The sequence below is a fragment of the Marinilactibacillus piezotolerans genome (assembly GCF_900114235.1).
Lineage (GTDB): Bacteria > Bacillota > Bacilli > Lactobacillales > Carnobacteriaceae_A > Marinilactibacillus > Marinilactibacillus piezotolerans.
The window spans coordinates 1-24,059 of the sequence record NZ_FOSJ01000036.1; the positions used below are offsets into that span (position 1 = coordinate 1).

The following is a 24,059-nucleotide window of genomic DNA, read 5'->3' on the forward strand; positions in this document are numbered from 1 at the left end:
GAAAGATAGTCGTGCCTGCTTTATTCAATGTTAATATTTGTTCCCAAAGGATAGCTCGGTAAGCGGGGTCTAACCCTGTTGTCGGTTCATCTAAAAATAAAATATCTGGCTGGTGAATGATTGCTCGAGCAATTTTTAAACGTTGTGCCATTCCACCGGAATAACTTTTGACATAATCATGTTGGCGATCTTTCAATCCAAACTTTTCGAGATATTCATCTGCTCTTTGATTGGCGGTGGAATCATCTAACCCGAAATACTTAGCATGGTAAATGAGATTTTCTCGTGCTGTCAGTCCTTTATCAAGATTATTATGTTGAGCAACGACACCAATTTTTTTGCGAGCCCCAGCAGGATTTTCTGAAATCGGTTGATTATTAATGAATATCTCTCCAGATGTTGGTTTACTCTGGGTCGTCAGCATACTAATCATGGTACTTTTCCCTGCACCATTAGGTCCGAGAAACCCAAATATTTCTCCCGCTTGAACTTCTAAATTGATTCCTTTAACGGCTTCAATCTTTCGAGATTTAGAAAGAACAAAATCTTTTTTTACATTTATTGCTTTGAGTATAGTGTCTGCCATTCTGTTCTCACCTTCCTATTTTAAATTCTACTTCATTATATAGTCTGCAGTTAGGTACGGGGTCAAGTGTTATAACTCTTCTATATAAAAAACGTATTTTAGAATGATAGAAAAAGATAAAGAAACAACTAAATAAACTGGTCCCTATGAAGAGGACTTTCTTTTAAGAGCTCTCTTCATAGGGGTCAGTTTATAGGAACTCCTAATTGTCTTCTGTATATTAAGTTATGCAATTTGCTTTATCCTGCTCCACTTCTGGGCCACAGTTTTGATATCTAAAAGATATTTGGCCGGAAAAGCTACTAACGGGAAGTTGTTCCTCTGGCTAGAATCAAGGCAATTAACGTCAAGCCACTAATGAGTTCTGCCTGAAATTAATAAAAACTAACTGTTAGAAATAAGGATATTGACAAGAGGGGATCTAACTAGATATACTTCATTCAAAAGGTCGTTTGAATGAGTAGGGGTGAAATTAAATGGATACAGATGTGTGTGCAACGAATATTATACATAAAGAGAAAGTAGCAATTATCAAAAATAATTTAAATGATAAGGACTTATCCAGTTTACTTGTGTTAGGAAAATGTTTTGTAGACTCTTCTCGAATTAAGATTTTTTATGCTTTAGAGACGTACAAGGAGATGTGTGTCTGTGATTTAGCTGCAATATTGGATGCTAGTATCGCTACAACGTCGCACCATTTGCGTTTTTTAAAAAAACACGGAATGACAAAGTCACGAAAAGACGGGAAAATGGTTTATTACTCTTTAGCAAATGAAGATGTACTTTCCGCTATTCGTGCTTTTTTAAAGTTGTCAGAAAGTTTATCTGTGAAATCTTAGTTTGGAGGAAATTAACTTGTTACAAAGCATTATTTCAGCTCTCGCTGTTTACATTTCTACGAGCATTGATTATTTATTTATCTTGCTGATTATTTTTTCTCAAAGCCATACTAAAAAAGGTCTCCGTCAGATTTTTTTGGGTCAATACCTCGGAACAGGAATCTTGGTAGCCATAAGTTTGTTTGCAGCATACGTGCTGAATTTTATTCCTCAAGATTGGATCATTGGTCTTCTGGGATTAATTCCTATTTACTTAGGGATTCGTGTGGCTTTTGTAGGCGAAGAGGAGGAAGAAGAAGAGGAAGTCGTTGAAAAGCTTGAATCAAGAGGAACAAACCGCTTCTTTTGGACCGTTGCCTTAATAACAATTGCTTCTGGTGGCGATAACTTAGGAATCTATATTCCTTACTTTACCTCGTTATCTTTTCCAGCGATTGTCACTGCTTTAATCGTATTTGCTATCTCTGTTGCGGTTCTTTGCTATATCAGTTATAAATTGGCGAAAATTTCTTTTGTCTCTGAAACGCTAGAAAAATATGAACGAATCATTGTACCTATCGTATTTATTGGATTAGGGATTTTTATTATGATAGAAAATGGAACCATCCAAACTATATTAGGTTTGTAGAGGTCCTATTTAGGAAAGGAAGCAAACGATGAGTGAAAATAAAAAGTCCCATGAATGGATATTAGAAGGAATCGACTGTGCAAACTGCGCAGCCAAAGTAGAAAGAGGCGTCGCCAAGGTTGCAGGTGTCGCCAATAGTAGTGTGAACTATATGACAGAAACCTTGAGTTTCGAAGTGACAGAGGAAAAAGAACATCTTGTTTTATCCAATGTGCAACAAAAAGTTAAAAAATTGGAGCCTGATGTTACTTTAAAAAATAAAGTGGACGGCAGGTTGATTGAAATAAACCCGCCATTAATCAAGGTAAGTCATTTAAAAGATGATAGAAAGAACTACGAATGGATATTAGAAGGAATCGATTGTGCAAACTGTGCCGCCAAAGTGGAAAGAGGAGTTGCTACAGTTCCTGGGGTTACAAGCAGCAATGTCAATTTTATGACAGAGACACTGAGCTTTGAGGTAGCAGGTGGAAATAAAAACGACGTATTGGCTAGTGTAAAACAAACAGTAGGAACTTTAGAACCTGACGTCGTTCTGCGAAAAAAAGTGGACGGTACATTGGTTGGAAATGGAACTGATTCTCATAAAAATTCGACTTCTATCGAATCAATTTCTGCTAAAGATGAGACTAGCCACAAACAGACGAATAGAGCTTCTCTGGTCAATCTGTTTGGAAACAAAACTAAAGTGACCATTATTCGTTTAATACTAGGATTAGGAATATTAGTGACCGGAATGTTTCTTCCTATGGCTGGACAAGCCTCGCTTGGGTTGTTCATACTGGCTTATTTAATCACTGGTTATGATGTTGTAGGGCGTGCCATTAGAAATATTTTTCGAGGCCAAGTATTCGACGAAAATTTTCTAATGACCATTGCAACGTTAAGTGCTTTCTATATTCAAGAGTACCCCGAAGCTGTGGCAGTCATGCTTTTTTATCAAGTCGGAGAACTATTCCAAGATATTGCTGTTTCAAAATCCCGTCGCTCCATTGCGGATTTAATGGATATTCGACCTGATTATGCCAACTTAGTCACAGGAAACAACGTAGAAAAAGTTGCTCCTGAAACCATTAAGATTGGAGATCTTATTCTCATTCGTCCGGGCGAAAAAGTACCCTTGGATGGAAAAGTAGTGGAAGGTACTTCGGCGATGGACACTTCTGCTTTAACAGGCGAATCCGTTCCAAGGAGCGTAAAGCCAGAAGACTCTATTTTGAGCGGATTTATTAACAAAAACGGCTTGCTAAAAGTAGTTGTAGAAAAGCCCTTTGCAGAGTCGACTGTGAAGAAAATTTTAGATTTGGTCCAAAATGCTAGCGGACGGAAAGCACCTACAGAACAATTCATTACCAAATTTGCTCGCTACTATACTCCTATTGTGGTTATAGCTGCTGCATTATTGGCAATTGTTCCTCCATTGTTAATACCAGGAGCTACATTTAATGAATGGATATACAGGGCAAGTATCTTTTTGGTCATTTCATGCCCTTGTGCTTTAGTCGTTTCGATTCCAGTTGGTTTCTTTGGTGGGATTGGTTCTGCTTCCCGCAAAGGGATTTTAGTAAAAGGCAGCAATTTCCTCGAAGGTCTGAACGATCTTAAATACGTGGTGATGGACAAAACGGGTACATTGACAAAAGGAAAATTTGAATTAACAACTATTGAACCAAAGAATGGAGTCAATTCTGAGCAACTGCTTGAATTAGCGGCTTACGCCGAAGCTCATTCTACTCACCCTATTGCGGATTCCATTAAAGAGCGATATGGAAGAGATATTAAAGAAGAAAGAATTACCGCTTATAACGAAATTTCTGGTCATGGAATTCAAGCCACCATCGGTGGAAAAGAAGTGTTAGCAGGAAATGCCCGTCTAATGGATAAATTTTCTGTTGGTTTTACGGAAGTACAAGAAATTGGAACGGTTGTTTACTTAGCTGTAGATAAGGTTTACACCGGACATTTGCTTATTTCAGACGCGATTAAAGATGACGCAATTGAAAGTATTGCTGAAATGAAGAAATTAGGAATCAAGAACATTATCATGCTAACCGGAGATTCGAAAAAAGTTGGGGAAGCAGTAGCGAATAAATTAGGTATTACAGAAGTTTATAGCGAGTTACTTCCTCAAGATAAAGTAGCAAAATTTGAAGAAATTTTATCTCGGAAAGAAAAAAACGAAAAAGTTGCTTTCGTAGGGGATGGAATTAACGACACGCCTGTGCTAGCACGCTCAGATATTGGGATTGCTATGGGAGGTTTAGGATCAGACGCAGCGATAGAAGCTGCAGATGTAGTTCTTATGGATGACAGACCTTCTAAAATTGTCACTGCCATGCAAGTCGCTAAGAACACCCGTCGCATTGTTTGGCAAAATATTTTCTTTGCACTTGGAGTGAAAGGCTTATTCTTAGTCCTAGGAGCCTTTGGAATTGCCACTATGTGGGAAGCTGTATTTGCGGATGTGGGGGTAACAGTAATAGCGGTATTAAATTCAATGAGAATATTAAATAAGTAAGACTTTTAATTCATTCTTATAGTGGCATATATTTTATCAGTTCAAGTTAACAAAAAAGGGTAGGACAAAACCTCCCGGTAATTTAAAAAAGGTAATTGCATTTGTGCAATTACCTTTTTTGTCTATTTCAAATAGTTAAATAGATATTCAAAACACTCGCCTTTATTTTACTATTGAAACAGCAACATATGTCCTAAAATGTTTTCAATCTGAATAAGATACAATTATTTCCAAATATTTGCTTACAAAAAGAGTCCACTTTAAAAAAGTAACTGGGGAGAATGCTCAAGTGTTTTTTTTACACATGAGTATCCACTCCAGCTCATAATAATTATTTGTTCTGTTCCCTTCTGTAGTGACAGATTATTCAGTTGGTTCAGGAACTGTTTCATAATCCGCGATTCCATCATTAGTTTTATCGGCTAACTCAGGAGCATTGGTCTCATACAATGGAACAGTTGATTGTCGTCCGTTTCGAGAATACAAACTCGTTGCTTCTTCGCCGAGCTGTTCGTTAATTTGTTTTAGCTTTTCAAGTTGGTTTTGATAATCATAATCAGCTATGTCATCTTGCAATAATCCTTCAGGAGTATAGAAACGCAATAAATTGCTCTGCAGGATACTGTCAGAAGTGCTTAACTGTTGATTGGCATTGGCTTTTAATTGTTCCACTTCATCTAGTACTTCTTGAGAAGGTTCTAAAATTTGTTCGCCGGTTTTTGTATCGTAAATAACTGAACCATTTACAGTATATTTCGGTGATACAATGTCTCCATTTCTAAAAGCAACCGTTTCATCATGTTCTTCTGAGAACAAGTCTGTTCCCATTAAGACATTATCAGTGGTTTCAATGCCTAACAAGTGAAGAAGAGTAGGGAGCATATCTACTTGTCCACCATAGGTATCGAAGACTTCACCATTGCCTGCACCTGGGACATGGAAGATAGCTGGAACTTCTTGCATGACTGCATTGTTGTAGCCGTTCCATTCCTCAGGATCTTCTCCAAGCAAAGGAGCTAAAGATTCATTACGGGCATTAGAAATACCATAATGATCTCCGTATAGGACAATAATCGAATCTTCATATAATCCTGAAGTTTTGAGATAATTAAAGAATTCTTCCACTGCTTGGTCCAAATAATGGGCAGTAACGAAGTAGTTATCAATGGTATTATCACCAGTTGTGGCTGCAGGGAAATCAACATTTGCCTCATCTAAAGGATAAGGGAAGTGATTTGAAACGGTAATGAATTTTGAATAAAACGGTTGTGGCAATTGTTCTAAATATTGAATGGATTCTTGGAAGAAAATTTTATCTTTCATACCATACTCAAGTTTGTTTTCTTCAGTAAACGTGTAATACTCATCATCGAAGAAGTAATCAATACCGAATGATTTGTACGTGTTATCACGGTTCCAGAATGAACCTACATTTCCATGGAACATTGCTGAAGTATATCCAGCTTCGGAACGTAAAATTTGAGAAGCGGATTGGAAAGTATTCGCAGTACCGTATTGGGTGAAGGCTCCACCTTGAGAACTACCAAATAAAGAATTTTCTACTAACATCTCTGAATCAGCTGTTTTTCCTTGTCCGACTTGATTGTAGAAATTTTCAAAACTGTAACTGTCTTGGTTATCGTAAAGGCTGTTGATGAAAGGTGTGACTTCATGAAGTTCGCCATTTTCATCTTCTAACTGATAATCGATTAAAAATTGCTGGAAGCTTTCCAATTGAAGATAAATCACGTTTTTGCCTTCAGCGACACCATAATAATCGGTGTTTGGTTCAGCATGATGATCTTGAACGTAACCCAATACATTTTCCATATCGGATTCATCAGCGCTAGCTTTCATTTGGTTGTTTTGAGCCGTTTGGTAACCGTCAAAGGCAGTAAAAAAGTTGACGCCTAAATATTTCACAATATAATTACGGTCGAAAGTACGTGCCAATAATTGCGGTCGATTGCTTTCCGCTAAAGCCAAGTTGGCTGCAAATAAAGTCATGCCTAAAGTGGTTGCTGCAACTGCATAACGCTTCAACATTGGACGTGGGTCCATTTTGATAGGAGATTTTTTGCTGTATGCCATAAACAACAGTAGAAAGAAATCAGACCAGTAAAGAATATCTTGTGGACGCAATAAAGCAAAAGCACTAGCGCCGATACCGTTTGATACTTTACCGGCACCAAGTATAGTTGAAATTGTTAGAAAGTCACTAAACTCACGGTAGTAAAGTACATTTGAGTAGATGAGCAAACTCGTTAAGAAATAAACAACGAACAATGCTCCATACGCTTTTTTAGACTTCGTAAAGTAAAGAGCGATAGAGAATAAGAATACGGTAGTTGCAATGGGGTTGATAAATAAGATGAACTCTTGGAATAATCCTTCAACACCAAGTTCAAATTCAACTTGATAGACTAAATACGATTTTAACCAAAACAGAATCACTGCAAAGGTAAAAAAGCCAAGTCGTTTAGAAAGAACATGTTTTAGTTGTGACACAGATATTGCCTCCTTTTTGAACACACACAAACTAGTACGTGCCATTTTAAATAAACAGCGATATTGTAAAAATATAGATCTTATTTTGTATATTTTTTGTATGTTTATTGTAATTTTCTACCATATTTCATTTTACAATTAATCAATAGGGTAGTCAATAAAACTAGAGTACAGGAGTCTTCAATGTAGGTACGAAGAATGGATTGAGATTTTTTATTAAACACTTCTTTTAAGAAAAATTTTTCTGCAAGAAGTTAATTCTCTTCATTATTATTTATGTACGTTATTTATTTTTTGAAAGAAATGAGATAGTGCCGGTTAGATTTATAGCCAAAAAGAGATTGGGATATAACTTCAAAGTTATATCCCAATCTCTTTTTGTTTGTAAAGCGGTTGTCAGTAGCTCTTTAAAATTACCTTAAGTAATACGGGAGTATCCTTTTTCGAATTCTTCCTTACTTATAGCTATTTCTATCGTGAGATGTTTTTTTACATCAGATTCATACGCAATCTCAGCTATTTCTTTTTTGATTTTTCGTGCCCTATTTACGTCTGTCGAGTCTATAAGGACACTAACAATAAGAGCATTTTCATCCCCGTCTAATGACCAAATGTGAAGATGGGAGAAATCTTTTACACCGGAAACGTTATTGATGGAATCAGCAAGTTTATTTACGTTTACATTGTTAGGGGAACCATTCAATAAAATTTTCATTGTGGTGAAAAATTCAGGAATGGTTTTGTAGAGGATATAGAGTGCAATCAAAATCGATAAGATAGGATCCAGACGATATGCCTCGGTAAAGTTCATTAGAATACTCACAATCAAGACTCCAATCCACCCTAATACGTCTTCCAGCATATGGAGGTTCAACATACCCTCATTTTTGGATGTGCCTTTGCTTAAAATCCAAGCAGCATATCCATTCAATGCAATAGCTACGAGAGAAAGCCAGAACATGCCACTATAATTTACGGGTTGTGGGTCAAGCAAACGTGGCACACTACGATAGATCATAAAGAACGAGCCACTAATTAGCACAACGCCAGTTATCAGCGCGCCCAGTAAAGAAAATCGGTTATAGCCAAAGGTGAACCGTTCATCTTGTTGCTTCTCTGAATAACCCTGAAAAAACCAAGCGAATCCAATTGAAATAGAGTCCCCTAAATCATGAACTGCGTCAGACATAATGGACACACTATTGAAAAGAAACCCAAAGAAAAATTCACTTATGGAGAAAATAAAATTTATGAAGAAAGCAATTTTAATATTTTTTTTCGATTGATCCTGATGCGAGTGATTATGATTTTTATCTGATTTTGACATTTTAAAAACCTCCTAAGTTTGTATGCTACATAACTAATTGGTTTTATTTTTCTAATTCACTGACATGAGTTAAAACTTGTTCGAGAATACTAAAAACATGAAGGTCATCTAAACTGTAAAGCATACTTTTTCCTTCTCTTCTTGATTTTACTAAGCGTGCGTCTTTCAACGTTTTTAATTGATGAGAAATAGCAGACTGTTCCATGTCCAGAGAAATAGCGATATTTCCAACACTACACTCTTTTTTCTGTAAAAGAAAGAGAACCGACAATCGTGTAGGATTACTAATCACCTTAAATAGTTTGCTTATTGACAGAATAGATTCTTTATCGATTGGAGAAGTTGTTTTTATATCCATAGTGTTTTTATTCCTTTCATATGACCTTTCGTTCATATCTATATTACCATATGAGCGAAACAATGCTAATCTTTTGTTTATAAAAGAGAAGTTGCGTTCTCTTTATCTTGACAAAACGTATATAGCGATATAAAATGAGAATACAAACATATGATTAATTAGTCATATGTAAAGTAGATTCATTACGATTTACTTTTGGAATAAACGAAAGGAGTCAGAAATAGCAGAAATTTATGTGATTCAAGAAGTAAATGATGGAAAACAAAGGAATTATAAATTATATAGGGAGGCAATAGAAATGGAAACTGTCCAAAAACAACAGTCTCAAGAAAAGCATAATCATAATCACAACCACGATCACGACCATGATCATGGGAAAATGCCAGTCGTTTTGTACTTTGTTGGTTTAGCATTAGCAGTGATTGCTCTATTTTTGAATGAAGATTATCAGTTGGTACAAAATGTTTTGTTCTCAATCGCTACAATCAGTGCCGGGTATCACGTTATTCTTCTTGAAGGCCTTGGAGAAACAATTGAGAATTCAAAAGCACAAAAAAAGTTCATACCTAATTCTCATATTTTAATGGGATTAGCGGCAATTGGAGCTTCTTTGATGGGTAATTTTTGGGAAGGAACATTATTGATTCTTATTTTTTCTGGCGCACATTTTTTGGAAGATTATGCAGAAGGAAGAAGCAAACGAGAAATAACGAAATTACTCGAAATGAATCCAACGACTGCCCGGTTAATCCTGCCTGATGGTAGTACAAAAAATGTAGATGTCAGTGAATTAAAAGTGGGAGATCAACTTCAAGTTTTGAATGGCGATCAAGTACCTATTGATGGCGTCATTTTGTCTGGATCTACATCCATTGATGAGTCGTCTATTAATGGAGAAAGTATCCCGAAAGAGAAATCCAAAGGAGATGGCGTCTTCGGGAGTACAATCAATGGAACAGGTACCTTCACGATGAAAGTCACCAAAGAAAACGAAGATACAGTATTTTCAAAAATTTTACAATTAGTGAACCAGAACCAAGATAACCAAACAAAAGCTGCGAGTATTATCCAAAAATTTGAACCCAAATACGTCACAGTTGTTTTAATTGCCATTCCGTTATTCATGTTATTGGCACCTTTTCTACTTGATTGGACATGGTCACAAAGTGTCTATAGAGGATTAGTCCTTTTAGTTGCAGCTTCACCGTGTGCTTTAGCAGCAGCTACTGTCTCGGCAACGCTATCGACGACTTCTAATTTAGCCAAAAAAGGAGTCCTTTCAAAAGGTAGTTCTTACCTGTCTCAATTAGCCGATATTAAAGCAATTGCATTTGATAAGACGGGCACCTTGACCAAAGGAAAACCTGAAGTAACCAATTATTATTTTGCTGATTCCGTGAACGAAGAAAACATGATTGATATCGTAGTAGCTCTTGAAAAAGAATCCAATCACCCTTTAGCAGATGCTATTCTAAGAAAGTTTGAGCAAAAAAACAAACTAACTATTGATGTAGAAAACCAGATTGGTAAAGGATTGACAGGAGATTACAAAGGGAGAAATTATCGTATAGGAAAACCGACTTCGTTTGAGGATGTTTCAGATGAGTATAGTCGTTTAAATAATGAATGGGCTTCAGAAGGTAAGACAGTCGTGTACGTAGCAGTAGATGAAGAGGTTATAGGCCTTATTGCCCTTATGGACGTTCCGAGTGAATATGCTAAAGAAACCATTGAATATTTCAGGAAACAAGGTATACACACCACATTAATTACTGGTGACTCAGAAATGACGGGAAAAGCGGTTGCTAAACAATTAGGAATAGATGAAGTGATTGCGAATGTCATGCCGGAAGACAAATCCAGAATTATAGACGAACAAAAAGAAAAATACGGCGTGACCGCCATGGTTGGAGACGGTGTAAATGATGCTCCTGCTCTTGTTAATGCAGATGTGGGAATCGCTATGGGAGATGGGACTGATGTGGCAGTAGAGGTATCTGATTTAGTTTTAATGCAAAACAATTTATCTAAATTGGTACAATCTCATAATATTTCTTCGAAAATGAACCGTGTTATTTGGCAGAATATTATTTTTTCAATGGCCGTTGTTGCTTTTTTAATTGTCGTTAGTTTCTTAGGCTTAACGGATATTGCAATCAGTGTCAGTATTCATGAAGGAAGTACTTTGGTTGTTATTTTGAATGGACTTCGATTGCTACGGTCTACCTAATCAACTGATAGTTAATATTAATGGGTATAAGAAAAAATCGATTAAATAATGAAGGTAGGGGATAAACGTGAAAAGAGTTGTCTTTGTGCGCCATGGTCAAAGCGAATGGAACGCGTTGAATCAATTTACTGGTTGGGTGGACGTTGATCTTACGAAGTTAGGGCTGAAAGAAGCTCACGAAGCGGGACTTAAAATCAAAAGAGCTGGATTAGAGTTTGATTTAGCCTTTACTTCTGTTTTGAAACGAGCCATTAAAACTTGTCACATTATCTTAGAGGATTCCGATCAACTCTGGGTACCTGAAATCAAAACCTGGCGTTTGAACGAGCGCCATTATGGAGCTTTGCAAGGACTCAACAAGGAAGCGACTGCTGAGAAATTTGGTATTCAGCAAGTTCAGATTTGGCGTCGATCCTACGATACGCTGCCTCCACTAGCAAAACCAGAGGATCCTAATTCTGCTTTAAATGATCGACGTTATGCCCATTTACAAAAACGGAGTATCCCAATGGGTGAGAACTTGAAAATTACGTTGGCCAGGGTTATGCCCTTTTGGGAAGATGAAATTGCACCGGCAATTCTAGATCAGAAAACCGTCTTAGTAGTTGCCCATGGTAATTCCATTCGAGCGTTAGCGAAATATATGGAAAATATACCTGAGGATAAAATCATGGAACTAGAGATACCGACAGGACAACCACTTGTTTATGAATTAAATGAGGGATTAGAAGTTATTAGAAAATATTATCCTTAAGTCAGAGAGCTCGTCATAGGAAGAAATTTCTTATGTACGAGTTTTTCGTATATTAATGTAAACTAGAGAGATCCTGTATCTCTCAATTTGCTAGTTAGGAACTATACTTCCTTGGTTCCTGTTGTATATAATAAATAGTGGTTGTATCACTGAAAAGAGAGGTTATTTATGATTTTATATTACCTACTGGCAGCTGTTTTGATTGCCATAGACCAAATGGTCAAATGGAAAATTGTCCAGAATTTTTCCTTATACGATGAGCTGGAAGTTATTCCAGAATTTTTTTCCCTGTACTACATTCAGAATCGTGGAGCCGCTTGGGGAATATTGCCAGGGAGGATGGGTTTTTTTTTCATCATCACCATCCTGATAGTAGGGTACCTGATCTACACATTCCATAACTTGCCACAGAAGAGTATTTTATCTGGTATCAGCTTTTCTTTCATCCTGGCGGGTGCTTTGGGCAATTTCATTGATCGTATGCGCTTAGGCTATGTTATAGACATGTTTCGATTCGATTTCATTGATTTTCCGATATTCAATGTAGCAGATGTTTTCCTTACCATCGGAGTGGGTACCCTGATGGTCTACCTCCTCTTTTTCGAAAAAGAGGAGGGCATTGCATCCAAAAAGGGATTAGGGAAATGAGACGAGCGATAGAAAGGGCCAATATAGTATTCGATCCAAAGCAATTAAAAAGAGTCAGGGAGTTTATCTTAGAAGCTGATTCCAGTATTACGCCGGAATTAGCTTTTTCTTCAATTTGAACTTTTGATTACTGCCTTTCTCATAAAAATGTGGAAAAATCATCAACCGCCTAAATAAATAGTTTCCACTAGCTTGTGTTGAAATTCGTTTTATATCTCTTTATTTTTGTTTCGATCTCCGTCAATCTTATATAAGTTAATTTTAGGTAACTAAAGATGATAAAAATATTTCTTGAAAATCAATCATACCCTTTATTCGCTTGTCACTTTTGCAGCGATTTTACTCTCGTAACTAACTAGATTTATGAACAATAATATAATTGTACAGCCAGTATAATCTCTTCTTTAAATGTATAATCTGGCTTCATTTTAATAGAATTTTACTGCTTTATTATTTAAACAAAATTCATTTAACTAATTTTCCATAATTCTCCCTACAGGTTGACTTCTTTTGTACTCAATTCTATAATTCATTATAGGGTATAGGGGTATGCCCTATACCCTATAATGAATTATAGGAGGAATTTTATGGCACACCATCCAGATCATAGCAAAGAAAATATAGTTAAACGTCTTAATCGTATTGAAGGTCAAATCGGCGGGATAAAAAACATGATTATGGACGATCGTCCTTATGATGAGGTTATTGTCCAATTGAACTCTTCAAGATCTGCGCTACAAAAAATTAGTCAAATTTTATTGGAAGCTCATGCGGATCATACTTTTATGGATGCTGTTTCAAGTGGCCAAACTGAAAAAGAATTAGAAAGTTTACGTCGCGCTATCAAACAATATAGCAAGATGATTTAGGAAGGTTAATCATTCATGAAAAAATTAAAAGAAAATAAAGTTCTTTCTTTAGCCATTCCAGCCACCATTGAAAATATTTTACAGACACTCGTTGGTTTTATCGATACGATGATGATTTCTAGAATTGGATTGCTAGCGGTAACAGCAGTTGGTGTTACTAACACTATATTAAATGTCTACTTGGCGGTGTTTATTGCGCTAGGAGTGGGAGCGTCTGCCTTAATTGCTCAATATTTAGGAGCAAATAAAGAAAAAGAATCCCAAAAAATTACAAACCAATCGGTTGTTTTAGCTCTTGTTGTAGGCCTTATTTTCTCTCTTGTCTCTCTGTTTTTTTGGAAAACCGTTGTTAGCGACTATGGGAGCTTCAGATGAAGTTTTAATTTATTCGACACAATTCTTCTATATTGTCGGAGGGACGTCTGTCTTTATCTCCCTTATGACTGTTTTAGGGAGTATATTAAGGGTAACTGGCGACACAAGAACACCAATGAAAGTTACTGCGGTCGTAAACATAGGAAATATCGTATTAGATTATATTCTGATTTTTGGTTTAGGACCCATACCCGCATTAGGCGTTATTGGAACTGCAATTGGTACAGCAGTTTCACGATTAATAGGCACAATTTTATTGTTAAATAAAGTTCAAAAATCGAGTAGTCCCATAGATTTTCCAACTCTATTTAAAAAATCGAATTATAAATTTTTAATTAACCTGACTATTCCAGCTACTCTAGAACGTTTAGTCATGCGTTTGGGCCAAGTTCTTTATTTTGGTTTAATCGTCAGTATTGGCGCAAAAACTTTTGCAGCTCATTCTATTGCCGGAAACATTGAAAGCTTCACTTATATGCCTGCATATGGACTAGCTACAGCTTCCGCTACTTTAGTAGGAAATAGTATCGGAGCAAAAGATTTATCTAAAGCTAGCCATTACGCTTACTCAGCAGCTAAATATGGGGTGATATCCATGTCTATATTAGGTATCATTTTATTTTTCGGTTCACCACTATTTGCTACACTATTTACCAATGATTCTGAAGCTATTAATCAAATCGTAACAGCTCTTAGAATCGATTCATTCGCACAGCCCGTTTTAGCGATTAGTTTGATTACTACTGGTTCGCTACAAGGTATGGGTGACACCAAATCACCTTTGTACAGTACCGCATTTGGTATGTGGGTTATTCGAGTGGTTGGAGTCATTGTATTATCGAAAATATTTAATCTAGGTATAGCCGGCGTGTGGTTGTCAATTGCTATCGACTTATCTTTACGTTCTCTATTTTTAGTCTATAGATTTAAAAATAATATTAAGATCTTAGATAATGAATATCAAAGGTCATAATCCAAGTTTAAGTTAACTACTAGTTCACTTTGTATGTATAAAAAAATAAAAGGAGAAGCTGCTTACAGATGAAAATAACAGATATACTAAAAATGGGTCATTTAAACTACAGCGGAACTTTGGATCAGTCACAAAATGTAAAAGGAATCACTGATAATTCAAATGAAGTCGGCTCTGGCTATATATTCATAGCAATCAAAGGGTACAAGGAAGATGGGAACCTCTACATCCCGCAAGCCATTGTTAATGGGGCAATCCTTATTATTGGAGAAAATGATCTCACTGATTTAACAGTTCCTTATTTGAAAGTAAAAAATGCTCGAAAGGCATTAGGTCAAGTAGCAAAGGAATTTTATAAAGATCCCTCAAAAAATAAAATTATGATTGGCATTACTGGAACAAATGGTAAAACAACAATTGGTTTCTTTGTTAAACAGCTATTAGAAAAACAGGGTTACAGTGTTTCCTTGATTGGAACCATCTACAATGAAATCAATGGGAGAAGGATCCAATACGTCAATACGACGCCAAATGCTAAAGTAATCAATCAATTGCTAACGGCATCAACCGACCAAGTTGTGGTCATGGAAGTATCTTCTCAAGGGTTAGAACAAGACCGTTTGGAAGGAATCCAGTTTGATTATGCTTTATTTAATAATTTACAGCATGATCATTTAGATTACCACGGCACAATGGAAGAATACTTTGAATGCAAAGCCTTATTGTTCGAAAAACTTAAACTGGATGGTACAGCTATAATCAATTATGATGACAGCTGGGGCAAAAAACTGACCGAGCGTTTGACCGCACAAGGAAAAAAAGTCATAATTGTTGGCGAAGAACCGACTAATGAAGTTCAAATTTTAGCTAAAGAGCTAGACAACGTTTCAGTAAGGTATAAAAATAAGGAGTATAACTTGCGCACACCCTTACCTGGAGTGCATAATTTGGACAATTTAACGATGTCTAGTTGTGTCGCTCATGAACTGGGAGTACCTTATGAACAGGTTACACCTTATATGTCGCAGTTTTCTGGCATTGTAGGACGATTTGAAATTTTCGACTTATCCAATAAGGTAACGGTCGTCGTGGATTACGCTCATACGCCAGATGCTCTAGCTACTTCAATCAATACAGCCATCAGCAATGGTGCAAAACGCGTCATAACCGTATTCGGGTTTGCGGGCAACCGTGATAAATCCAAGCGAAAAGCAATGCTAGAAAATGTTTGCCGGTTAAGCACGTATGCTATTTTAACGGTAACCGAACTTTTTGGTTCAACAATCGACAACCTATATACCGATTATGTATCCATCCAAAAAGAGTGTCATGCAGTAGATAAAACGAGCATCATCATGGACCGAACATTGGCTATCCAAAAAGCGATTGGAGAAGCTGAAGCAGGTGACTGGGTGTTGTTATTAGGCAAAGGGCATGAGCAGTACAAAGAAAACTATGCTTTAAAGACCAAAACAGATCAAGAAACGGTACAATATTTGAAGAACAAGGAAATCAGCTCTCAACTTCAAAACGTTGATCGGTATAAAAACGAATTGATTAATAAGTTAAAATAGGGAAGCTTAGAAAAAGCTTACTATGCAAATCGAAGCTATGTCGTTTTAGACATAATTTATAAATGTAATACATCACTAGCGTTGCATTATTTTAATGCAACGCTAGTGACATTGACGGTGAAATTGTTTCTGATAAATTAATGACTGATGAAAGTGGACAGGTAGTGGCTGATGGATTAGCGCCAGGAGAGTATAAACTGCATGAAGTAACAGCTCCAGAAGGTTATATCATAAATACACTCCCTATTAGTTTTACTATTGATGAAGAAGCTGAAGGTGAACCTGCTGCTTTTGATTTAGAAGCGATGGTAAATTACAAAGGCTCTGTTGAATGGCAGAAAATTACTGAAGATGGAGAACCATTAACCGGCGCAGAATTTAAAGTGTTCAATCAGAATCAAGAGCTAGTTACAACAGTCAATTCAGATGAAAATGGTATGGTTCAAATCAGTGAACTAGCACCTGGAACATATACAGTTCAAGAAACTTCAACGATAGAAGGTTATATTCTAAATTCAGAGACATTTGATTTTACCATTGAAAATGAGTATATGGGCAAACCAGAACCTTTAATTTTAGATCAGTTTAAGAATTATCAAGGTAAAGTGCAGTTGATTAAAATGACTGATTCAAATGAACCTTTGGCTGGAGCAGTTTTTGATTTATTACGTGATGATGAAGTAATAGAATCTGGATTAACAACAGACGAAAATGGACAAGTTTATGTTGAAAGGTTAATTCCTGGAAACTATTCATTTGTTGAAACTTCAGCACCAGGAGGGTTCATTTTAAACACACAACCTCTTGATTTCGAAATAAAATCCGAAATAAAAGGCGAACCTGCTGTATTAAGAGTTGGTGACTTTGTTAACTATCGTGGTAATGTTGAACTTGAGAAAGTTGATATACAAGGAAATCCATTGGCTGGAGCTACCTTTGAAGTTAGAGACAGCAAGGGGAACATTGTTCGTAAAAATGTAACATCTGACAATGATGGAAAAGTACTGGTAGAGCACTTAGCTCCTGGAGAATATGTGATGAATGAAGTGCAAGCGCCAGTTGGATACTTGATAAATTCTACTACTTTACAGTTTACAGTTGATACAGAATCGATTGGTAAACCTGATACGATTCAATTAGGTCAATTTTTCAATTATCAGGGTGATCTTGAAATTCTTAAATTGAACGAGGATAAAGAACTTCTTGAGAATGCAGTATTCGATATCTTTGATGAAGAAGGAAATAAAGTAGCTCAAAACTTGAGTACGAATCAAAATGGTTCTATCTTACTGAGTGAACTAGCTCCTGGAAATTACAATATTGTTGAAACTAAAGCTCCAGATGGTTATCAATTGGATAATAAAACTTATTCTGTCACTATACCAAATACTAGTGAAGGCAAACCAGAACAAGTTTCTATTGAGATTACTAATAAAAGAGTTATAGTAAATCAGGAAAGTTCTGATATAAACGGATCCCTACCGCAGATGAATACTTCTTCATATCAGCTTATAATAGCATTAGTTGCGATCGGGTTAATCGTTTTAGGAATAACGTTATTCAGAAAAAATCAAGAAAATTAACATAATAGTTTAAAATACTCTCCAGAGAAATCTGGAGGGTATTTTTAAAATTTAAGATAAAATAAGGTAGTGAGAAAATGAATAAAGATCAAAAAACAGGTATTGTATTGACTGCAATTGGGATTTTTCTATTTGCCATGATTCCTCTGAGTGATTATATAATTAATAGTATATCTAAACAGGCCGTTGAAGAATTATCCATTGAGAACATTAGGCAAGGTGAACAAGCGGATGCTGATTTCGATTTTGATCAGGTGCAAGAAATCAATGCATCTTCGTTCACATCATTGTTGAACTTTTCCGATGAGGCTATCGGAGTGATTTCAATTCCTGAAGTATCTATGGAATTACCTATTTTCAAGGGTCTGGATAATGATAAATTAATGGTCGGTGCGGGAACTATGAAAGAAAATCAGATTATGGGAGAAGGTAATTATGCATTAGCAGGGCATAATTGGAGAGACAAAACGACTCTATTTTCTCCGCTGCATCGTGTTAAAAAAGGTATGATTATCTATGTGAAAGATTTGCAGAAGGAATATGAATATCGTATCGATAAAATAATAATGGTAGATCCAAACCGACTAGAAGTTATTGACGAAACGGAAACTGCGACACTCACACTAGTCACTTGTAATCATGATGGTACGGAACGACTGATTGTTCAAGCAGTTTTAGTGAATTCATAAAAACACAAAATGTATTAGCGTCAAAGAAATGACTATGCTAAAATTAAGGAAGCGTTTTTATTAACTTGTATAGGAGTAATAATTATGTCTTTTTTTGGTAAACTTGATTTTAATGAATTGTCAGAAACAGATAGAGCAATCTATCACTATATGTCTAGTCATAGTGACAAGATCTCTTATATGCGAGTAAGAGAAATTGCGAATGAATCACACACATCAGCCTCTTCTGTGATGCGCTTCATCCGCAAACTAGGTTTTGAAAGTTTTACTGAATTTCGAAGGCAATTCAAATCACCAGAAACAGAAACCAACGATATCATTAATGGAACTAATTTTTTAAAACCCGAAAATTTCCCGAGGGACATTGAGTCTAAAGTTTTAAATATAGCTCAGAAAATGCTGGAATGTGAAAATATTATTTTTTATGGAATTGGAGCATCCGGTTCAGTATGCGAGTATGCTGCAAGAAGATTTGCCACAATTGGCTATAATAGTTACGCATTAACAGATCACACATATCCTATATTTTCCAAGCTGAAAAATACAACTGATAATATGCTAGTATCTTTATCTGTTACTGGAACAACCACAGAAATAGTTGAATTAGTTAATGGGTTTAAGAATAAACCTGACTATACAACTGTCGCCGTAACAAGTGATGCCAATAGTACATTAGCTAGAATGTCTGATTATGTTATTGATTATTCTATAGAAGTACATCGTATAAACAAACATGAGGATCTCACTAGTCAGATACCATGTATTTTTTTAATAGAAGCTTTATCAGAGGCTTTAAGGCAACTCACTATTAAATAAAACACTTTGATGGTACAACCTGTATCATCATGGTGTTTTTTTCAATTTTCCGGAACATAACCCATTTACAGAAATCATATAGTTTTTAAAAATGTTTTAAAATATACTAATTATATAGAAAGTTACCGAAGGGATGAAAGTAATGAAACAGTTACCTGAAGATTTTTTATGGGGTGGAGCAGTAGCTGCTCATCAGCTAGAAGGGGCATGGAATGTTGCTGGTAAAGGGGTTAGTATTGCTGATGTTATGACAGCTGGATCTAATGGAGTAGACCGTAAGATTACAGATGGAGTAGTAGAAGGAGAATATTATCCCAATCATGAAGCAATAGATTTTTATCATAGATACAAAGAAGATATTCAATATTTTAAAGAAATGGGACTAAAAGTTTTTCGAACTTCTATTAATTGGACTAGAATTTTTCCTGATGGAGATGAGACAGAACCAAATGAAGAAGGATTAAAATTTTATGATGATTTATTCGATGAACTATTAAAAAATGATATTGAGCCCGTAATCACTTTGTGTCATTTTGAAATTCCGTATGCACTGTATAAAAAATATGGAGGATTTAAAAATAAAAAGTTAATTGATTTTTTTGTGCATTATGCAGAAACGGTTATGAACCGTTACAAAGATAAAGTCAAGTATTGGATGACTTTTAATGAAATCAATAATCAAGCTGATGGACAACATACTCTTCATACCTGGACCAATTCGGCAATTAAGTTCAACGAAGGTGAAAATAAAGAAGCTATTGTGTTTCAAGCTGCTGTTAATGAGCTGATTGCCAGTGCACGAGTAGTCAAATTAGGACATAAAATCAATCCGGATTTTCAAATTGGATGTATGATGGCCTATGTACCGATTTATCCCTATTCAAGTAATCCAGCTGATCAGATGGCTGCTCTTAAAGTTATGGAAAGACGTTTCTTTTACAGTGATATTCATGCTAGAGGGAAAGTTCCTGCGTATGCAAAGAAAGACTGGCAAAGAAAAAATTATCATATAGATCTGAGTAGCAAAGAAGAGAGGATTTTAGAAGAGGGAACAGTGGATTTCATAGGATTTAGTTATTATATGTCAGGAGCAGTTACCACAGTACCAGAAGTCAAGGGACAGGAGATTTTAGACTTTCCAAATGCAAAATGGGTCGAAAATCCTTATGTTAACTCTAGTGATTGGGGATGGCAAATTGATCCTATTGGTTTGAGATATACATTAAATGCAGTTTACGAACGATATAACCTTCCTTTATTCATTGTAGAAAATGGTTTTGGAGCATACGATAAATTAGAAGATAATAAAATTCATGACCAATATAGAATAGAGTATTTAAAAGCTCACATTGAGCAGATGAAGCTTGCAGTAGTTGAAGATGGAGTAGAACTGCTGGGATATACGCCATGGGGAATCATCGATATTGTTAGCTTTGGATCTGGCGAAATGGAGAAACGATATGGATTTATTCATGTAGATAAAGATAATTATGGCAAGGGAACACTTAGAAGACGACGAAAAGATTCTTTCTATTGGTATAAGCGAGTTATTACTTCAAATGGTCAGGAGCTGTAAAAATGGAACAACTAGAATTACTAGAATTATTAAACGAAATGACTATTGATGAAAAAATTGGTCAATTAGTTCAGTTAACGCCAGATTTTTTTTCAGAAGGCGGAGAAATTACTGGACCAATGCAAAAATGGAATTTGGAATCAGAAAAATTATATCAAATAGGTTCGATATTGGGAACACATACATCTGAACAAGTATACTCAATTCAACAAGATTATTTAAAAAAAAGTAGATTATCAATTCCGTTAATTTTTATGGCTGACGTTATTCATGGATATGAAACTATATTTCCTATTCCTTTAGCTTTAGCAGCAACATTTGATGAAGCAATAGTAGAAAAGATGGCAGAGTTATCAGCTAAGGAAGCTACAGAAGCTGGCATACACGTTACATTCTCACCTATGGCAGATTATGTAAAAGATGCAAGATGGGGAAGAGTACTTGAAAGTAACGGAGAAGATGTAACGCTTTCGAACGCGTTGACAAAAGCCTATGTTAAAGGATATCAAGGTGAAGATTTATCTAAAGACAAAAATCGTTTGGCCTCTTGTGTAAAACATTTTATTGGTTATGGAGCAGCAGAAGGAGGACGAGATTACAATACGGTAGATCTCTCAGATATTGAAATTGCTCAGAATTATTTACCGCCGTTTGAAGCGGCAATCGATGCAGGAGCAGAATTAGTTATGACTTCTTTTAATACCGTTCATGGAATACCATCAACTGCTAATACATCATTAATTCAAAAGATTTTACGTAAACAGTTAAATTTTAAAGGTGTCGTAATATCTGACTGGGCAGCTGTGGTAGAGTTGATTGCTCACCGTGTAGCTGAGGATAAAAAAGAGGCTGCCCTATTAGCATTTTCTGCAGGAATAGATATGGATATGATGAGTGATAGTTATTTAAGTAACTTAAAAGAGATTATAAATAATAAAAATAAAGAGAAGTTAGACGAAGCTGTTTTAAGAATATTGAATTTGAAAAATAAACTTGGTCTGTTTGAAGATCCTTACCGTGGATTAACAAAAAAAGAATTTGATAAAAATAAAAATTTACGTATAAGTGCATGTGAGATAGCAGAAAAATGTTCTGTATTATTGAAAAACGAGAATATTCTACCTTTGATCAAAAATCAAAAAGTAGCATTGATAGGACCTAAAGCTAAGTCAAGAGATATTTTAGGAGCTTGGTCTTGGATCGGAGATAAAGAAGAAGCGGTTTCACTTTCAGATGGATTACAAAAAAAGGATATTGAATTAAGTGTACTAGGATTTCAAGATGGTAGAGAATTATCTGATAAAAATATCAAAAAAGCTGTTAGACTTGCTGAAGGACAAGATATTGTTATTCTAGCAGTTGGAGAGACTAGTCAAGAGACTGGCGAGGCAGCCAGTTTAACAAATATAAATCTCACTAGAAATCAAGAGAAGCTTATAATGGAAGTTTCAAAAGTAAATAAGAATATCGTTTTAGTTCTATTTAACGGCAGACCAGTTGAGTTGTCATCAATTGAATGTTTTGTTAAAGGTATTCTTGTTGCATGGTTTCCAGGAACTGAGGGAGGTCATGCTTTAGCGAATTTATTAATGGGAGAAGCAAATCCTCAAGGGAAATTACCGATGAGCTTTCCTCGTGCTGTCGGACAATTGCCCTATACTTATGCGCACTTATCAACTGGACGTCCTCAAAATGAAGAAAATAAGAATCAAAAATATATCTCTCGTTATATGGACGAAGAAACAACTCCTTTATATCCTTTTGGATTTGGACTTAGTTATAGCGATTTTGAACTGCAAGATATAAAATTTTCTAAAAAGAAGTTTAAAGGAAATGAATCAATTTCAATTGATGTTACAGTCAAAAATAAAAATATGAATTCTGGAAGTACCGTCATCCAACTTTATTCTCAGGATATTGTTACTACAGTAGCACGCCCTGTGAGAGAACTGAAAAAATGGATCAAGATAGACTTATTAGGACATGATGAAAAACGTATTTCTTTCTCATTAACTGAAAGAGATCTAAGATATGTACACCCAAATTTAAAAAGTAAGGTAGACTCCGGGAAATTTAATCTTTATTTAGGTTTTGACAGTTTGGATGCAAAAATAATCGGAACAGTAGAATATCATGAGAGTAATTAATAACTTTCTGCATATTGATAAAATCTTTATGAAGTAAAAATGTTTTATTATATATCCAAAAGGTGGTACGTTTCGTACCACCTTGGTACAGGTATCAAATTGTAGGTACAGGAATCTAAATCTACAAAAAGCATTGTTTATGAAAACGTTTTTATATATAGTTTAATTATTCAGTGATATATATATACTAATTAGATTATCCTATATGAAATTTGATATGCAAAATAAAAACGTTTTTATGTGGATGGTGAATAAATTGGTAATGAATAATAGAATAACGATTCGAGATGTTGCAAAAGAAGCAAATGTTTCAATTGCTACAGTATCGAAGGCATTAAATGGGGTAGATGTAGTTAAGCCAGCAACAAAAAAGAAAATACTAGAGACTGCAGAGCGTTTACACTATGTACCTAATTTTATGGGAAAACAGTTAAAAAAAGTAAAAACAAATACTCTAGGATTTTATACTACAAGTATTAGCGGTCCCTACTTTAGTGTATTGGTAGAATCTATTGCACGAGAAGCAGAAAAGCATGGATATTCATTGAATGTATTTATATCAGCAGATAAAAAGGTAGTACTCAATAGCATATTAGGAGGCATGGTAGATGGAATGATAGGGTTTGAGGACTTATTAAATCATGATGACCTTGAAGCAATTAAAAGAGAGCATATTAAAGCTGTTTTCATAGACCGTAATATTCAAGATCAGTCATTTGGGAGTGTTGTTTTTGATTCTTTTGATAAAGGAAAAGAAGCTACAGAATATTTATTAAGTTTAGGTTATGAAAAAGTTGCTTTTGTAACAGGAATTGAAGGTGTTTATGATAGTGATGAAAGATATAAAGGATATAGAGCTGCCTTAGAAGATGCTAATATTTCTTTTGATAAAGAATTGATTATCGAAGGTTTTTTTGAAGAAACAGTAGCTTATACGGCCGTAATAAACTTTTTGAGAAAGTTTGACTACTGCCACACATTTGTACCATTGATGCCAACTTTCTTACCACTGTTTGCCAAAGAATGTACCACCTTTTGCCAGCTCGATGTACCACTAA

At 35.5% G+C, this 24,059-nt stretch carries 18 protein-coding genes and 2 pseudogenes; 16 read left to right on the top strand and 4 right to left on the bottom strand.

Annotation, left to right across the window (positions count from 1 at the left end; genetic code table 11):
• On the bottom strand, positions 1 to 586 hold a 586-nt coding region (locus tag BM212_RS08730), incomplete at its 3' end, for an ABC transporter ATP-binding protein (protein ID WP_143744929.1).
• A gap of 476 nt (positions 587 to 1,062) precedes the next feature.
• Between BM212_RS08730 and BM212_RS08735 the strand changes: the two genes are divergently transcribed.
• The 4 genes and pseudogenes from BM212_RS08735 (at position 1,063) to BM212_RS08745 (ending at position 4,574) form a co-directional block, all read left to right on the top strand.
• Entirely contained in the window at positions 1,063 to 1,428 is a 366-nt protein-coding gene (locus tag BM212_RS08735) for an ArsR/SmtB family transcription factor (RefSeq protein ID WP_072695129.1), read from the top strand.
• 16 nt (positions 1,429 to 1,444) lie between these two features.
• Positions 1,445 to 2,056: a CadD family cadmium resistance transporter gene (locus BM212_RS08740; protein ID WP_091898114.1), complete on the top strand. Its 612-nt coding sequence runs from the start codon at positions 1,445 to 1,447 to the stop codon at positions 2,054 to 2,056.
• 28 nt (positions 2,057 to 2,084) lie between these two features.
• Positions 2,085 to 2,279: pseudogene (locus BM212_RS12990) on the top strand (cation transporter); the annotation flags it as partial.
• 120 nt (positions 2,280 to 2,399) lie between these two features.
• Positions 2,400 to 4,574, top strand: coding sequence for a heavy metal translocating P-type ATPase (locus tag BM212_RS08745; RefSeq protein ID WP_425434172.1), 2,175 nt, complete (start codon positions 2,400 to 2,402; stop codon positions 4,572 to 4,574).
• 363 nt (positions 4,575 to 4,937) lie between these two features.
• Here the strand turns inward: BM212_RS08745 and BM212_RS08750 are convergent, their stop codons facing one another.
• The 3 genes from BM212_RS08750 to BM212_RS08760 form a co-directional block, all read right to left on the bottom strand.
• Positions 4,938 to 7,127, bottom strand: coding sequence for an LTA synthase family protein (locus BM212_RS08750; protein WP_083540555.1), 2,190 nt, complete (start codon positions 7,125 to 7,127; stop codon positions 4,938 to 4,940).
• Positions 7,128 to 7,500: 373 nt separating this feature from the next.
• Entirely contained in the window at positions 7,501 to 8,409 is a 909-nt protein-coding gene (locus BM212_RS08755; RefSeq protein ID WP_091898117.1) for a cation diffusion facilitator family transporter, read from the bottom strand.
• 43 nt (positions 8,410 to 8,452) lie between these two features.
• On the bottom strand, positions 8,453 to 8,767 hold the full coding sequence (locus BM212_RS08760) for an ArsR/SmtB family transcription factor (protein WP_091898118.1): 315 nt from the start codon (positions 8,765 to 8,767) through the stop codon (positions 8,453 to 8,455).
• Between the two features lie 298 nt (positions 8,768 to 9,065).
• On the opposite strand from BM212_RS08760, the gene BM212_RS08765 reads away from it, so the two are divergent.
• The 12 genes and pseudogenes from BM212_RS08765 to BM212_RS08820 all read left to right on the top strand — a co-directional run.
• Entirely contained in the window at positions 9,066 to 10,997 is a 1,932-nt protein-coding gene (locus BM212_RS08765) for a heavy metal translocating P-type ATPase (protein ID WP_091898120.1), read from the top strand.
• Positions 10,998 to 11,064: 67 nt separating this feature from the next.
• Positions 11,065 to 11,751, top strand: coding sequence for a 2,3-diphosphoglycerate-dependent phosphoglycerate mutase (gene gpmA, locus BM212_RS08770; RefSeq protein ID WP_072695123.1), 687 nt, complete (start codon positions 11,065 to 11,067; stop codon positions 11,749 to 11,751).
• A gap of 168 nt (positions 11,752 to 11,919) precedes the next feature.
• Entirely contained in the window at positions 11,920 to 12,399 is a 480-nt protein-coding gene (gene lspA, locus BM212_RS08775; RefSeq protein ID WP_091898122.1) for a signal peptidase II, read from the top strand.
• Between the two features lie 587 nt (positions 12,400 to 12,986).
• Positions 12,987 to 13,268: a metal-sensitive transcriptional regulator gene (locus BM212_RS08780; RefSeq protein WP_072695122.1), complete on the top strand. Its 282-nt coding sequence runs from the start codon at positions 12,987 to 12,989 to the stop codon at positions 13,266 to 13,268.
• A 15-nt stretch (positions 13,269 to 13,283) separates the two neighbouring features.
• A pseudogene (locus tag BM212_RS08785) lies at positions 13,284 to 14,616 on the top strand (MATE family efflux transporter).
• Positions 14,617 to 14,684: 68 nt separating this feature from the next.
• A complete protein-coding gene (locus BM212_RS08790) occupies positions 14,685 to 16,190 on the top strand; it encodes a UDP-N-acetylmuramoyl-L-alanyl-D-glutamate--2,6-diaminopimelate ligase (RefSeq protein WP_072695121.1) in 1,506 nt (501 codons plus the stop codon).
• A 122-nt stretch (positions 16,191 to 16,312) separates the two neighbouring features.
• Positions 16,313 to 17,773 (top strand): MSCRAMM family protein, encoded by a 1,461-nt coding sequence (locus BM212_RS08795; protein ID WP_281244392.1) that lies wholly within the window; start codon positions 16,313 to 16,315, stop codon positions 17,771 to 17,773.
• Positions 17,774 to 17,850: 77 nt separating this feature from the next.
• Positions 17,851 to 18,462, top strand: a complete 612-nt coding sequence (locus BM212_RS08800) for a class A sortase (RefSeq protein WP_072695119.1) — start codon at positions 17,851 to 17,853, stop codon at positions 18,460 to 18,462.
• Positions 18,463 to 18,546: 84 nt separating this feature from the next.
• Entirely contained in the window at positions 18,547 to 19,278 is a 732-nt protein-coding gene (locus tag BM212_RS08805) for a MurR/RpiR family transcriptional regulator (RefSeq protein ID WP_072695118.1), read from the top strand.
• Between the two features lie 142 nt (positions 19,279 to 19,420).
• The gene (locus tag BM212_RS08810; protein WP_218149706.1) at positions 19,421 to 20,854 is read left to right on the top strand and encodes a 6-phospho-beta-glucosidase; all 1,434 of its coding nucleotides are present in this window, start codon (positions 19,421 to 19,423) and stop codon (positions 20,852 to 20,854) included.
• 2 nt (positions 20,855 to 20,856) lie between these two features.
• On the top strand, positions 20,857 to 23,001 hold the full coding sequence (locus BM212_RS08815; RefSeq protein ID WP_091898129.1) for a glycoside hydrolase family 3 N-terminal domain-containing protein: 2,145 nt from the start codon (positions 20,857 to 20,859) through the stop codon (positions 22,999 to 23,001).
• Between the two features lie 262 nt (positions 23,002 to 23,263).
• The coding region (locus BM212_RS08820; protein WP_091898131.1) for a LacI family DNA-binding transcriptional regulator at positions 23,264 to 24,059 on the top strand (796 nt) is incomplete at its 3' end.

Coding starts and splice junctions, on each gene's coding strand:
- BM212_RS08750 (WP_083540555.1), bottom strand. CDS start 7,127: ATGGCACGTACTAGTTTGTGTGTGTTCAAAAAGGAGGCAATATCTGTG.
- BM212_RS08800 (WP_072695119.1), top strand. CDS start 17,851: ATGAATAAAGATCAAAAAACAGGTATTGTATTGACTGCAATTGGGATT.
- BM212_RS08780 (WP_072695122.1), top strand. CDS start 12,987: ATGGCACACCATCCAGATCATAGCAAAGAAAATATAGTTAAACGTCTT.
- BM212_RS08810 (WP_218149706.1), top strand. CDS start 19,421: ATGAAACAGTTACCTGAAGATTTTTTATGGGGTGGAGCAGTAGCTGCT.
- BM212_RS08765 (WP_091898120.1), top strand. CDS start 9,066: ATGGAAACTGTCCAAAAACAACAGTCTCAAGAAAAGCATAATCATAAT.
- BM212_RS08790 (WP_072695121.1), top strand. CDS start 14,685: ATGAAAATAACAGATATACTAAAAATGGGTCATTTAAACTACAGCGGA.
- lspA (WP_091898122.1), top strand. CDS start 11,920: ATGATTTTATATTACCTACTGGCAGCTGTTTTGATTGCCATAGACCAA.
- BM212_RS08805 (WP_072695118.1), top strand. CDS start 18,547: ATGTCTTTTTTTGGTAAACTTGATTTTAATGAATTGTCAGAAACAGAT.
- BM212_RS08755 (WP_091898117.1), bottom strand. CDS start 8,409: ATGTCAAAATCAGATAAAAATCATAATCACTCGCATCAGGATCAATCG.
- BM212_RS08815 (WP_091898129.1), top strand. CDS start 20,857: ATGGAACAACTAGAATTACTAGAATTATTAAACGAAATGACTATTGAT.
- BM212_RS08735 (WP_072695129.1), top strand. CDS start 1,063: ATGGATACAGATGTGTGTGCAACGAATATTATACATAAAGAGAAAGTA.
- BM212_RS08760 (WP_091898118.1), bottom strand. CDS start 8,767: ATGGATATAAAAACAACTTCTCCAATCGATAAAGAATCTATTCTGTCA.